The following is a 13,279-nucleotide window of genomic DNA, read 5'->3' as shown; positions in this document are numbered from 1 at the left end:
TCGTCCGCGATCACACACGACGCAGCTCCGGCATGCCTCACCAGATACAGGGCGGACCCGGGGAACCAGGGCGGTGGACCGTCGCGGTGAGGCGTTTCAGCGCGGCCTGGGCGGGCGGGCCCCAGGTGGTCTTGCCGCCCGGACGGCCGAGGACGCCTGCCTCTGCGATGAAGATGCAGGCGAGCGCTTTCAACACCGCCCAGCCGCGGGCGCGGCGTCGCGTCGCCGGGTCCGGGGCCGGCTGATAAGCGTCGTGGAAGCGGTCGACGGCGCCGTCCGGCAGCAGTATCCACGCGGCGGCGAGGTCGCAGGCCGGATCGCCCGCAAAGAGGTCGCCGAAGTCGATCACGCCGCAGAACGTGCCGTCCGCGGTCAGGACGTTGGCCGGATGCAGATCGCCGTGAAGCCACAGTGCCGGCCCCGTCCAGTCGGGCGCTGTGACGGCGTCCTCCCAGACCGCGCGGACGGCGTCCGGATCCGGGACCAGCCCCCGTTCGGCGGCTGCGGCCAGTTGCTGGGCGAACCCCTCGGCACGGTCGGCCAGCGGGCCCCCGCGGTCGCGGCCGGTCGGCGCCCCTTCGGGGGCGGGTCGGTGAAGAGCGGTCAGGAAGGCGGCCAAGGTGTCGGCCGACTGAGCAGCTCGCGTGGCGGGGGCACGGTCGGCGGGCGTTCCCGGCACCCAGGTGGTGACGATCCACGGCCGCGGAAACCGCTTCGAGGGCTCGCCAAGGCGCTGCGGGACAGGGACCGGCAAGGGAAGATGCGGGGCGAGAGCGGGAAGCCAGGTGTGCTCTTTGCGCAGCAGCGCGTCTGCGGACAGCGTCGCCCAGGGCAGCCGGACGGCGAGGTCGTCGCCGAGCCGCCACAGCTGGTTGTCCCAGCCGCGTGCGCCGAGCTTCACGGGGAGACCGGCCAGGTCCGGGTGCTGGTCGTGCAGCAGGTCCCGGACCAGCTCTGCGGTGATCTCGATCTCGGTATGGGTCACGCGGAGCCACGATAGCCGGACAGTGACCCGCCGTTGGTGACGCCCAGCACTCAGTACTGCTCACACTTCGATGGCGCACAGGGGTCCGGACCTGCGGTCGGGTCCCGGGTCCGGTCCTGCGGCACCCCCAACAGCACCTGGTGCAGCCCGTCCCAGACAGCTGCCTCGTTCCAGGCGGCCGGGCACCGCCGACACCTCATGCCCGCGCCGAATCCCAGCCCCCTGCCGCAGGTACTCCCTACCGGATCCCGGTGCGCAGCACGAGCAGGAACCCGCACAGCACCTGCGGCCCGGTAGCGGCGGCCGCCCCAACCCGCCGGGCCTCCGTGTTCAGGAGGGCAGGGTCCAGCTCTGGTTGGCCGCTCCGGTGCACGACCAGATCTGCAGGCGGGTGCCGTTGGCCGAACTGGGCCCGGTCGCGTCAAGGCACTTGCCGGACTGCGGATTGACCAGGGAGCCGTTGGCGCCGGGCTGCCAGACCTGTGAGCCCGTCCCGTTGCAGTCGTACAACTGCACCTTGGTGCCGTTGGCGGTGCCGGCCGAGGTCACGTCCATGCACTTGCCGAGCGCGCTGAGCGTACCGGCGCTGCCCACGGTCCAGTTCTGCGCGTTGGTGCCGTTGCAGTCGTAGAGCTGTATCGCGGTGCCGTTGGCGGTGCCCCCGCCCGCGACGTCCACGCACTTGCCGCCGTACCCGTGGATGGGACCGGTGGTCTTCGCGGGCGGTGGGGTCACCGGACCGGACTGCCCTGCTGCCCACTTGATCTCCTGCAGGAGCAGCTGGTTCTGCTGGGCGCTCGCGAACGTCGACGAGAGGGTGGTGTTGGTGGAGTAGTCCATCGCGTTGTGGCCGAAGTTGTTGTAGACCATCCGGTAGTGGCGATTGGACCACACGATCGGGTAGTAGCCGCTGTACCACGTCTGGTTGGGGTCGGTGCCGACCGGGAAGGTGGACGGGGCCAGCGAGGCCAGGATGTCGATGGCCGGGTTCTGCCGAAGGTCGTTCTGCCAGCTGTACCACTCGCTGACCGAGGATGTGATGGTGGCGGGCAGACCCGCGGTCGCCGGGTGGCCGGGATCGTCGATCTGCAGCGTCTCGGAGGTCGGCCCCCAGGAGTTGCTCCTGAACGTGCCGGTGCCGAGGAAGGTGTTGTGGTACCAGGGCCAGTCGCTCGTGTTGTCGTTGTACGCCGAGACGTGGAAGCCGATGAAGCCGCCGCCGCCCGCCACGTACGTCTGGAAGGCGGACTGCTGCGCCGTGGTGTGCGGGTAGTCGTCGAGGAACATGACGACCTGGTAGTTCGCCAGGTTCGCCGTGTTGAGCCGGCTCCAGTCGGTGGTCGCGGTGTAGGAGAAGCCGTTCTGTGCACCTGCTTGCGGGAACCACGCGTTGGCCTCGTGGTCGAAGCTGATGTGCGCCGCGTCGTAGGTGCCGTCGTAGAAGGCGATCACGTTGAAGGACGCGGCGGCGTGGGCGCTGTGGGCGGGTCCGGCCTGGACACCGAGGAGTACGGCGAACAGGGCGAGCAGTCTCGACAGGGCGCGGAGCCGGGGAACTTGCGTGCGGGAGGGCGTCATGCGGGGGACCTTCCTCGTGCGCGACCGTGGGGAGCCGTGCTGGGGTGTGCCGCAGTGCAAGATTCCGTGAGCGTACATGTCAACCTTGGTCTAGGCCAAGCCGCCGGGACGGACGTAGCATCAACGCCGGTTCTTCACCGGTTCGGCTCCCGGCGGGTCCGTGGAGAGAACGACAGGCTGCGTTGCACCAGGTGTATCGGCCTGAACGTTGTCACACGGCTGATCGGTGCGCGCCGCCCGGCGCGGGTCCCTCCAAGGCTGTCCTTCCCTGGAGGGACCGCTTTCAGAAGCCGCCGTTGAGGTCGTACCAGTTGCGGTTCCAGATTTGGTACTTGGCGAAGGAGCCCCTGCCATCGCCTGCGTAGAGCCGTAGCTCGTTCGCCTCGACCGTGGCGTCGGGGTTGAGGTAGCCGTCCTGGGTGGCCGCGACCAGGTCGTTGCGGCCGTCGCCGTTGACGTCGCCGACGCTGACGAAGGCCGACATCAGGCCCCAGCCGCCGCCGAGGAGCTTCCGGGCGCCGAAGGAGCCGCGTCCGTTGCCGGGGTACAGCCACAGGTTGCCCGAGGTGTCGCGGGCCAGGAGGTCGCCGTGGCGATCGCCGTTGAGGTCACCCGGTGCGGTCAGGGCGTTCATGACCTTCCATCCGCTGCCGAGGGCCTTGCGGGCGCCGAAGGGGCCGTGGCCGGTACCTGGGTAGAGCCACAGGGTGCCGGCCGCGTCACGGGCCAGCAGATCGCCGCGTCCGTCGCCGTTGAGGTCACCGGTGGCGGTGATGGTGGCCATCGACTTCCAGCCGCCGCCGAGGTCCTTGCGTGTGCCGAACTTGCCCCGGCCGTTGCCCGGGTAGAGCCACAGCTCGCCGGAGGAGTCGCGGGCGATCAGGTCTTCGGTGCCGTCGCCGGTGAGGTCGCCGTGCCGGGTGAGCGCGGCCATGGAGTTCCAGCCGCCGCCGAGCAGCGTGCCGCTCCCGGTGCCGGAGACGAACCAGAGCCGGCCGCTGCGGTCCCGGGACAGCAGGTCCGCGCGGCCGTCACCGTTCAGGTCGCCGAATCCGGCGGTGCTCGGAGCGGGCTCCGCGTACCACTGGGCGTAGGGCGTACCCATGCACTCCCGCTCGTTGGGAACGAACTTGACGGAGCTGATCGCCTTGTCGAGGCTCGAGTCGTAGCCGGACAAGCCGTTGTCCGGCGGGTCGGGGAAGTAGGTGCCGCTGTACTCGGGTCGCTGTAGAGGCAGGAAACGCTGGACGTGCGGTTCCAGTAGGAGCGGATCCTGTTGTCCCACGTGCCCATCGTGGGCATGTCGGTGCGGGTCTTCATCATGGAGCCGGTCGCGTCCGTACCGCTCCACCCGCACAGGTAGCCGGACGGGCAAGCGCTCGCCGACATGGTGACGGCCTGCGCGGGTGCGGTGAGCGGCACTGCCGTCAGCGCCATGCTCCCCGCGGCCACCAGCAGCCGTCTGAGACGTCTGTTCACCTAGGTCCCTTCTGGGATGCTCTCTTGGAGATCGAACAGGACGAGCGCACTGTATTCCTGTTCCGGGGTCGCGCGGCTCGCCGTCCCGGTTGATCAAGGTTGATCGATGGGGACCGTCGCCCGCAGCCGTATGCAGGCGCGGCCGGACGGAAGTCGTTCTCCGGTCGCTTCGAGCACCTTCGGCACCACCTTCGAGGGGTCGATGCAAGGACCGCCCCGTACGGCGGTGTCGCGCACCCGCTCTGTGGAACCCGGCCCGTTGAGCAACCCGGTCCGCTGTCTGGAGGCCCCGTGTCCCGCACACCCGAAGCCGTGTACTCCCGCATCCGCCGGGAGGTCGCCGACCGGGCCGACGTCCTGTGGGACGTGGCCCTGGCGCTGCACGCCGATCCCGAGTACGCCTTCGCCGAACACCACGCGGCGGCCCTGCTGACGGGCGAACTGGAGCGCGCGGGACTGGTCGTACGGCGAGAGGTGGCGGGGATGCCGACCGCGTTCACCGCGCGTGCGGGCGAGGGGCCGCCGACCGTGGCGCTGCTACTGGAGTACGACGCCCTGCCCGGCCTGGGTCACGCCTGCGGGCACAACCTGATCGCGGCGGCGGGCCTCGGTGCGACGCTCGCCGTACATACCGTTCTGGACGCACTCGGCGGCGCGGTGCTGGCGGTGGGCAGTCCGGCCGAGGAGGGCGGGGGCGGCAAGGCGCTGGAGGTGGCGGCGGGAGTTTTCGACGGTGTCGACACCGCCCTGATGTTCCATCCCGGCGTGTACAGCTGGAGGCGGGCGCCACTCACCGCACAGGAGCAGCACCGGATCGGCTTCCACGGGCGGGCCGCCCACCCGACGGGCAACCCCACCGAGGGCATCGACGCGCTCGCCGCCCTCATCGAACTGTTCAACGTGCTGGCCGCGCTCGGCCGTCGGCTGCCGGAGGCCTCCCATGTCCAGGGCATCGTCACGCACGGCGGCACCGCCACCAACATCGTCCCCGAGTACGCCGAGGGGCTGTTCGGCCTGCGCGCCGCCACCAGCCGGGCGCTGGACGACCTGGGCGAGCAGTTGCGCACCTGCGCGGAGGGCGTTGCTCTGGCCACCGGCACCAGGGTCACCGTCGAACGCGCGACCGTCCGCTACGACCACTTCCGCGACAGTGAGGTGCTGTCCGAACGGTTCGCCGCACACCTGGCACGCGCGGGCATCGAGCTCACCGCACCGGTCCCCGGCGTCCCCGTCCGAAGGCGCCGGAGTTCGGCCGTTGAACCGGGTTCCATACCTGGCACTCGCGAAACCGGTCGGCTGCCCGGGCACACATCAGCGCCACCGGCACAACCGCGGACGCCGTGGCGGCCGACCGCCGACATTCGACCGGGAGGCCTACCGCCGACGCAACGCCGTCGAACGCTGCTTCAACCTGTTCAAGGGCTTCCGCGGCATCGCCACCAGATACGACAAGCCCCGCCACCTCCTACGAAGCGGCGGTCACACTCACGTCGTTCCTGCTCTCGGCAAGATCCGTTTGAAGACGGACCCTAGAAACACCACATCACGCGAACCAGCCCCCAGCCCCCCCCCAGCGCGAGGAGCACCCCGGTCGCGAGCGACGCCCCCCATGCGTATCGCGGCTTGAGCTCGGGCGGCTCGCCCGTAACGGGGGCCACACAACGTTCGAGCCACAGGAAGGTGAAGAACCCGAACCCGGTGGTCAGGCAGATGGCGAACCATACGCCGCGGTTTTTCACCCGCTGATACCTGCGAGGCAAGGCGTAAGCCGCGGTCAACACGGCCACGCCCACGCCGACCACAGCCCAACGCAGGGCGGTTGGTCGAAGGAAGAGCGGATAGCCAGCGGGCAGTAGAACCGACAGGCCCCCCTGTTCGGGGTCTGTCCGCCAGTCCTGGAACGGGAGTTCCTCGACGCGCATGCCCGCCTTGGCGGCGATCGCCTCCTTCACAGCGGAAACTTCCTGGTCGCCGACCTCGCCCGGTACCTGCGTGTGCACTTCCCGGTAGATCAGCGGAGCCGTCTCCCAGTGCAGGTCCACTCCGTGATCGTCATACCCGATCCCGACCACCGGGGGCTTGCTCGACCGGAGGGCCTTCAACAGGTCTTCCTGCGTACTCGGAATCGGGAACTCCTGGCACAGGTAGGCCACATAGGACACGAACAGGAGCGCCAGCGCGGTGACCCGTGCCGTCTTGGCCAGCAGTTTCGCGGGTGTAACCCGCCTAGCGATACCGAGATCACCCAACACTGACCGTCACCGTCCCGTAAAACTCTTCCGCGATGCTGGAGAAGGACCCTGGGGCATGCGTCAGTGCGCTACACACCGATACCGAGGCCTACCGGCCCACACACACACACCAAGCACAGGCCGAACAAGCAGCCGCCCGCCGACCTCCCGTCTGCTCACCATGGGCCGCGCGGGTCGCGGAGCGGCGCGGTCGGCCCGTGGGTGGTCAGCCTGTGACCAGCGTCCAGTGCATGTCATGCAGGGTCTGTCCGATCGGCACGTAATACACGCCGGCCACGCACCACGGCGTCCTGCGGTGACCATCGAGCACGGTGTCCCGGTTGTACGCGGGCGGGCAGGTGACCGTCCGATCGAGAGCCGTGATCATTCCCCGGGCCTCGTCGGCCGTGTGGTTGCGGACGCTCGCGAAGACCGGTCCGCCGCTGTCGCCGTTGATCGCCGCGACACCGCCCGGAGTCGCAGAGGTGGCGTAGGCGAGGTCGACATCGGGGCGGTAGACGTGGTTCGGTCCGGTGACGCCGATGTCGGTCTGAGCGATCCGCACGCCGCAGTGCACACCGCCGTTGGCGCCATCGGTGCACACGTAGTCGCCGACGTTGTTGTGGCCCCAGCCGACGACGGGTTTGGCGTAGCCGTCGGTGCGGCTTGCAGGACCGTCATAGAGCCAGCCGCGGGCCCGCTGCGACGCCGGCTTGATGCCCACCACGTCGTCCTGCGGGGACCGCTGGGAGGCGTCGGTGGTGCCGACCAGGTCGCCGCCCCACCAAGTGGTCCACCGGCCGCCGCCGGCCGAGCCGCAGTGGTAGGCGGACATCAGCATGTACCGACCCGCGGCGTTCTTCACGCTGAAGGAGCCGGAGCAGATGCCGCCGGTGGGGTTGCTCAGCGCCGACGCTCCGGTCCAGGGCGAGCGATCGTGCTGCCGGGAGGCGAGGTCCACGCTCTGCAGCCGGTGTATCGCGACGGTGTGCACGCCCGCCAGCCGGTCGGCGGCCGCCGCGACCCGCCGGGAAACGTTTCCCTCCGTGACCGCCAGGGGGCTGTTCGCCCCACCGGGGGTGCTGTCATAGCCGACCTCCAGACCGCTGCCGTCCACCGCTGGCGCGATGCTGGTGATGTGGACGGGGGCCGCGGCCCCTGCGATCCGCAGGTTCATCGACGAGCGGCCGCGCAGCAACTTCGTGCGGGCCGCGTGGAGTTCGGCCTTGGAGTAGCGGGCGGGCGTGACCTCGGCGGTCACGCCGGAGGGCAGATGGGCGAGGATGCGCCGGACCCGCTGGGGCGGGGTGCCCTTCCAGTACAGGCGCAGGTGGTTGCGGTCGGGGTCGACCTCGATGTCGGCGAAGCCGGGTATTCGCGCCCGGTCGGACTCGGAGAACCCTTGAGTGATCTGATCGGCGACGGCGTCGAGTACCTGCTGACGGTCGTCGATCCGTGCGGCTGCCCGTGCGGCCGGAGCAGGGGACGCGCCTGCCAGAGCCGGGACGACGAACGGCGCGGCGGCTGCGAGGGCCGCGGCGGGCACAAGGGTGGCCATCCATCTGTGGCGCGCAGCGTGCTTCATATACCGGTGGCTCTCTACTCAAACCCAGCGTGACGCGAACATGCTCTTACGACGCAGGTGCGACAGGCAAAGCGGAAGTGACCGCTCCTGCGCCCCTCGTCTGACGTCCGCGTCGGGGATTTCATGAACGAGCCCGGCAGCGACCATGAGGGCCAGCATGTCGTTGAGCGCGACGGCGGCGGCAACTCGTAGTGAGCCGCATACGGCCGAAGTGGCCTGAGCCGCCACGCAGGTTTGCCAGGTCTTTCCCGTCACGCTCGTCTCCGTCCTCCCAGCAGGTGGCCTGCCAGTCACGAGAGGGGCTGACGCTGTTGCGTTTCCCTCCGAGGCGTCTCTCGCGTCGGTGGGTGGTTCGCATCTCGGCGGTGGCGATGGCGTGAGTGCTCGCCATCGCCACCGTCCCGAGGGCGGCTCGCGTCGACCATGACGCCACCCCCGCCACCCCCGCCACCCGCCGGCAGCAACCAGCAATCGATCTCGGCACTCCCGCCCTTCAGATCAACGCCGCCCCAGCCGATCAAGCCCACCGGCCGCTCACCGAGCCGCGCGATGACCCACCGCCGCGCACAAGTGGATGCGCCTTCGACGGGATGACGGGGAAGCCGGCTGACCGACCGCTCCCAACGAGTTCCGGCATGCCTGCGCAGCTCAGAGCCTCGTCTCAGCTGCCCAGGCGCCGCCGGGCGACGAGGACAGCGATGTCGTCGTCGAGCTCGCCGCCGCTGTAGGCGATCAGGTCGCGGTGGAGATGGTCGAGGAGCTGGTGGGGCGCCTCGCCGCTCCATGAGCGGATGCGTGCGGCGAAGGGATAGAAGGCGCCGGAGCGGTCGCGGGTCTCCGTGACCCCGTCGGTGTATAGCAGGATCTGGTCTCCGGGATGGAAGGGGGCGAGGTCGACGTGGTAGCCGTCGCTCACCAGCATTCCCAGGTTGAGCGGTGGCGAGGGATCGGCGGGCTGCAGCTCCCGAACCTCGCCGCGGTGCAGCAGCAGCGGGGGCGGGTGGCCGCAGGTGACGGTCTTGACAACGGGTTCATCGTCCGGGATCGGCGAGGAGGGCTGTGATGAACCGTTCAGCGATCTCCGAACCCGGGAACCCCGGGTACTGCGAAGCATGGCGGCTCATGCTCGTCTCCAGGCGGCGCGCGAGGTGGGGCAGGTCCGGCGCGTCGTGGGCGGCTTCAAATTTTATCCCCGTTCGCCGCTCGACCGTAGCCTGTGAGCAACCCGGTTGGGGCGTGACGCGACGGTGTCACGCGCCCGCATACGCACGACGTTCCCCCGCACCGCGCCCCCTCGCCGCGCCAGCATGCATCTCGGGGGGCCAGTACATGGCGCGGACCGGCCGCCCCGCCGACGCTCCCCGGACGGTGGCCGGGTAGGAAGGAGGCATGGACAACGTCATAGACCTGCGGAGCGACACCGTCACCCGCCCCACCGATCCGATGCGTACGGCCATGGCGCGAGCCGACGTGGGGGACGACGTGTTCGGCGACGATCCCGCCGTGAACGCCTTGCAGGAACGGTTGGCGGCGTTGCTCGGCTTCCCCGCCGCCCTCTTCGTCTCGTCAGGCACCCAGAGCAATCTGTGCGCGCTGCTCAGTCACTGCGGGCGTGGTGACGAGTACATCGCAGGGTGGAACGCCCACATCTACTCCCACGAGGGCGGCGGGGCTGCGGCACTCGGCGGGATTCAGCCGCAGCCGTTGCCGCACCAGGAGGACGGGACACTCGACCTCACGCACGTCGAGGCGGCGGTCAAGCCGGACGATCCGCATTTCGCGCGGACCCGGCTGCTGTGTCTGGAGAACACGTTCCAAGGCATGGTGATCGCTCCGGAGTATCTGGAGTCGGCCACGGCCGTGGCCCGCAAGCACGGACTGGCGACGCACCTGGACGGGGCCAGGCTGTTCAACGCAGCGGTGGCCGGCGGCGGTGATCCCTACGCGGGAGCGCGGAAGATCGCTGAGCATTTCGACAGCGTGTCGGTGTGTTTCAGCAAGGGCTTGGGGGCACCGGTGGGCTCGATGTTGCTCGGCTCCCGGGAATTCGTCAGTGAGGCCCGGCGGTGGAGGAAGGTTCTGGGCGGAGGCATGCGGCAGGCGGGGGTACTGGCGGCGGCCGCGTCGTACGCACTGGACCACCACGTCGAGCGGTTGGCCGAGGACCACGCCAACGCCGCGCTGTTCGCCGAAGCCCTCGACGGCGTACCGGGAATCGAGGTCGGCGCGGCACGCACCAACATGGTGTTCGCACGGGCCGTCGCGGGCGTCACGCCGCAGGATCTGGTGGAACGGCTGGCCGCCAGGGGTGTGCTGTGCACGGGCGGACCGCAGTTCCGGTTCGTGTTCCACCTCGACGTCTCGCGGGAGGATGCGGAGCGCGCGGCGATCGTGGTGCGCGAGACCCTGGCCGACAGCGCCGCCTGACGGGCAGCCATGCAGGCAACCGCGTTGGAGCGAGGCTTCCGCAGTCGGACCTCGCCCAGCGGCATGGTCGTTGCGCGCGGTCCGGCTCGCGCTGCAATCGGCGAGCGCTGTGAAGGTCGCCCCATTCAGATGACTCGCTGCTGAATGCGTTCGCTTTCTTCTATTGGACCCCTGGCTGCCGCTCCACGACGCTGGGTTGTGCCGCGTTGCCGCGGGCCCCTGCCGCAGGTGTTGGTCGGCAACAGTTCCCGTAAGCCGAAAGAGGTCTCGAGCACATGCACACTCGCCGCATCGGTGACGTCGAGGTGAGCGCGATCGGACTGGGCGGCATGCCCATGTCGATCGAGGGCCGCCCCGAGGAGGCACGTTCCCTCGCTACCATTCACGCCGCGCTCGACGCCGGCGTGACGCTGATCGACACCGCCGATGCCTATCACCGGGACGCCGGTGAAGTCGGTCACAACGAAACCCTGATAGCCAAGGCTCTCGCCTCCCACGCGCTGGGTGGGGATGTCCTCGTCGCCACGAAGGGTGGCCACCTGCGTCCCGGAGACGGCAGCTGGACGCAGGACGGCTCCCCCAAGCACATCAAGGAGGCCTGTGAAGCCTCCCTGCGCCGCCTCGGCGTGGAGGCCATCGGGCTCTACCAGTTCCACCGTCCCGATCCCAAGGTCCCCTACGCCGAATCGATCGGTGCGGTGCGGGAACTCCTCGACGAGGGCAAGATCCGCATGGCCGGTATCTCCAACGCCGACCCGGACCAGATCCGGCAGGCGGACGAGATCCTCGGAGGCCGCCTGGTCTCCGTCCAGAACCAGTTCTCGCCGGCCTTCCGCTCCAGCGAGCCGGAGCTTCAGCTGTGTGACGAGCTCGGCATCGCGTTCCTGCCGTGGAGCCCCCTGGGCGGCATCTCCCGTGCGCGCGAACTGGGCTCTGCCTACGCACCGTTCGCGCGCGTAGCCGAGACTCACGGGGTGAGCCCGCAGCAGGTCTGCCTGGCTTGGATGCTCGCGAAGTCGCCGATCGTCGTTCCGATCCCCGGCGCCAGCCGGCCGGAGACCATCCGTGACTCGGCGGCGGCTGCCGAGCTGAAGCTGACGGACGAGGAGATCGCCGAGCTGGACGCTGTCTGACACTTGCCGGCCCTTGACGCCGGCTCGGCCACCGAGCCGGCGTCAGCCGGGGATCGCCGAACCCAGCCCTGCCAACGTGCTGATTCGGCTCCGTCCGCGAGACGGCATCGCGGGCCCGGTGAACGCGAATGCTCCGGTGCCGGTGCCGGTGCCGGTGCCGGTGCCCGCCGGGCGGGTCAGTGCAGGGCCGGCTTGGACAGGGCAGTGGTCCAGTCGCCGGCGATGGCGGGCCGGGGGCAGAGGGCTGATGACCGGTCAGTCAGGCATTCGCCCACGTGGCTAGACTCATCCCGTTGATTCAAAAGGCGGGCCGGTCACAGCGGATCGGCCTGTTGAGGGAGGGGACGCAATGGCCGGAGTGGTCAGCAGACGCGGATTGCTGGGCGGGGCCGCGCTCGTGGGAGTCGGAGCGCTGGCGGGGGTGGTACAGAGCGCCGGTACGGCTGCGGCCGAGGCGCCACTGGACACTCCGTTCACGCCGGTGTCGGCGCCGCATCTACTGCAGGCCGAGCAGATGGTGCAGTACCAGCGTTTGCTGGCGGCCGGTCACCTGCCGGACGGTCTCGTCGGTCACTGGCCGCTGGACGGCACGGGAGCCGACCGGTCGGGCTACGAACACTCCGTCACCCTCGGTCCGGGCGCGACGTGGACGACGCTGCGGGCCGGCGGCGAGCTGAGCCTTGACGGTACGTCGGGTGCGTACGCGGCCACGGGCTCGGTCCTCGACACGACGGCACCGTTCACCGTCTCGGCGTGGGTGCGTCTGTCGGACACGGCCAGTCTCTCCACCATGTACACCGCGGTGAGCCAGGACGGCTCGATGGTGAGCCGTTTCCTCCTTCAGTACGACGACACAGCCGGCACATGGGCGTTCAAAGTGCGCAGCGCCGACCAGAGCACCAAGGTCTCCGCGCTGGCGGCCAAGCCCGCCACACTGGGCCTCTGGACACACTTGGCCGGTGTCTGGGACGGCGCGCAGATCCACCTCTACGTCAACGGCACGCTGGAGGGCAGCGCGGACTCGACCCTGTCCTGGGCTGCGACGGAAGGCTTCAACATCGGGCGCGCCAAGTGGAACAGCGCCCCGGCGAACCGCTTCAACGGCGCCGTCGATGACGTTCGCGCCTACGGCCGCGCACTGACCGCCGACGAGGTCGCCGTCATCAGCGGCCGGACGGCCCGCGCCAACAACGTCTACTTGATCGGCTCCCCGTCGTCCGTGACGTGGGGCACTCCCGACGACGCGACGACGTGGATCGCCCAGGCCCGGTGCTCGTCCTTCCTCACTCGGGTGCTGAAGCACACCTACGGCTGGGCGACGGACGACTACTTCACGAAGTATTTCCAGGACACCATCCCGGAGGCCGCGGACTACCGCAAAGCCTTCGCCAACGGTACGGCCGGCCCTCACTTCCGGCGCATCAGCAAGGTGACCGACCTGCGGCCGGGCGACCTGATCGCGATCGACTACAACGGTCAGGTCGCGGACAACACCGGCCACATCGTGATGGTCCGCGAGGTGAAGGGCACCTTCACCGGCACCGCCGACTTCACCGGGGAGACTCAGTACGCCGTCGAGATCGTCGACTGCACCTCCGACCCGCACGGCGTGTACGGCCTGTCCAACTACCCGGCGTACCCCGACAGCCGCATGGTCAGCAATGTCACCGGCGAGAACTTCCAGGGCGTGGGCATCGGTCACATGATGTTCTACGCCTCCGACGCCACTGGGGAGTTCTCGCGCTATCGGTGGAGCGTCAACACCAGCAAGACGACGGCGGAGAAGCTGACGGTCACCGACCGGCCGATCGCCGCGGCACGGGTGGTGTGACCTTCGGCGCATCGCTGTCCCATGTCGATG

Annotated in this window: 12 protein-coding genes; 4 read left to right on the top strand and 8 right to left on the bottom strand. The window is 69.5% G+C overall.

The features are described from left to right. Positions 1 to 37: 37 nt before the first annotated feature. The 4 genes from SY2F82_RS36730 to SY2F82_RS40000 form a co-directional block, all read right to left on the bottom strand. On the bottom strand, positions 38 to 985 hold the full coding sequence (locus tag SY2F82_RS36730; RefSeq protein WP_200423430.1) for an aminoglycoside phosphotransferase family protein: 948 nt from the start codon (positions 983 to 985) through the stop codon (positions 38 to 40). Between the two features lie 330 nt (positions 986 to 1,315). Next, on the bottom strand, positions 1,316 to 2,563 hold the full coding sequence (locus tag SY2F82_RS36725) for a ThuA domain-containing protein (RefSeq protein ID WP_200423429.1): 1,248 nt from the start codon (positions 2,561 to 2,563) through the stop codon (positions 1,316 to 1,318). Positions 2,564 to 2,846: 283 nt separating this feature from the next. Further along, positions 2,847 to 3,497 (bottom strand): FG-GAP repeat domain-containing protein, encoded by a 651-nt coding sequence (locus SY2F82_RS40005; protein ID WP_374707241.1) that lies wholly within the window; start codon positions 3,495 to 3,497, stop codon positions 2,847 to 2,849. A 104-nt stretch (positions 3,498 to 3,601) separates the two neighbouring features. Next, positions 3,602 to 3,952, bottom strand: coding sequence for a peptidase inhibitor family I36 protein (locus SY2F82_RS40000; RefSeq protein ID WP_374707240.1), 351 nt, complete (start codon positions 3,950 to 3,952; stop codon positions 3,602 to 3,604). 381 nt (positions 3,953 to 4,333) lie between these two features. Between SY2F82_RS40000 and SY2F82_RS36710 the strand changes: the two genes are divergently transcribed. Continuing rightward, positions 4,334 to 5,575 carry an amidohydrolase gene (locus SY2F82_RS36710; RefSeq protein WP_374707238.1) on the top strand — a complete coding sequence of 414 codons (1,242 nt, stop codon included), beginning with the start codon at positions 4,334 to 4,336 and terminating at the stop codon, positions 5,573 to 5,575. Here the strand turns inward: SY2F82_RS36710 and SY2F82_RS36700 are convergent. From SY2F82_RS36700 to SY2F82_RS36685, 4 genes are all read right to left on the bottom strand, one after another. Further along, positions 5,572 to 6,294 carry a hypothetical protein gene (locus tag SY2F82_RS36700; RefSeq protein ID WP_200423426.1) on the bottom strand — a complete coding sequence of 241 codons (723 nt, stop codon included), beginning with the start codon at positions 6,292 to 6,294 and terminating at the stop codon, positions 5,572 to 5,574. The two genes, SY2F82_RS36710 and SY2F82_RS36700, sit on opposite strands and share 4 nt — an antisense overlap. A gap of 205 nt (positions 6,295 to 6,499) precedes the next feature. Next, positions 6,500 to 7,831 carry a S1 family peptidase gene (locus tag SY2F82_RS36695; RefSeq protein WP_236042020.1) on the bottom strand — a complete coding sequence of 444 codons (1,332 nt, stop codon included), beginning with the start codon at positions 7,829 to 7,831 and terminating at the stop codon, positions 6,500 to 6,502. Between the two features lie 45 nt (positions 7,832 to 7,876). Beyond that, the gene (locus SY2F82_RS36690; protein ID WP_200423424.1) at positions 7,877 to 8,113 is read right to left on the bottom strand and encodes a hypothetical protein; all 237 of its coding nucleotides are present in this window, start codon (positions 8,111 to 8,113) and stop codon (positions 7,877 to 7,879) included. A gap of 406 nt (positions 8,114 to 8,519) precedes the next feature. Continuing rightward, positions 8,520 to 8,972, bottom strand: coding sequence for a PP2C family protein-serine/threonine phosphatase (locus tag SY2F82_RS36685; RefSeq protein WP_236042019.1), 453 nt, complete (start codon positions 8,970 to 8,972; stop codon positions 8,520 to 8,522). A gap of 275 nt (positions 8,973 to 9,247) precedes the next feature. Here SY2F82_RS36685 and ltaE point away from each other — a divergent pair, with 275 nt between their 5' ends. The 3 genes from ltaE to SY2F82_RS36670 all read left to right on the top strand — a co-directional run bounded on the left by ltaE (position 9,248) and on the right by SY2F82_RS36670 (position 13,249). Further along, positions 9,248 to 10,285 carry a low-specificity L-threonine aldolase gene (gene ltaE / locus SY2F82_RS36680; protein WP_200423423.1) on the top strand — a complete coding sequence of 346 codons (1,038 nt, stop codon included), beginning with the start codon at positions 9,248 to 9,250 and terminating at the stop codon, positions 10,283 to 10,285. Positions 10,286 to 10,560: 275 nt separating this feature from the next. Next, the gene (locus SY2F82_RS36675) at positions 10,561 to 11,418 is read left to right on the top strand and encodes an aldo/keto reductase (protein WP_200423422.1); all 858 of its coding nucleotides are present in this window, start codon (positions 10,561 to 10,563) and stop codon (positions 11,416 to 11,418) included. Positions 11,419 to 11,767: 349 nt separating this feature from the next. Further along, on the top strand, positions 11,768 to 13,249 hold the full coding sequence (locus SY2F82_RS36670) for a LamG domain-containing protein (RefSeq protein ID WP_236042017.1): 1,482 nt from the start codon (positions 11,768 to 11,770) through the stop codon (positions 13,247 to 13,249). Positions 13,250 to 13,279 lie beyond the last annotated feature (30 nt).

This window comes from Streptomyces sp. Y2F8-2, from assembly GCF_014905555.1.
Lineage (GTDB): Bacteria > Actinomycetota > Actinomycetes > Streptomycetales > Streptomycetaceae > Streptomyces > Streptomyces cynarae.
This window is presented reverse-complemented; position numbering and strand designations above follow the sequence as displayed.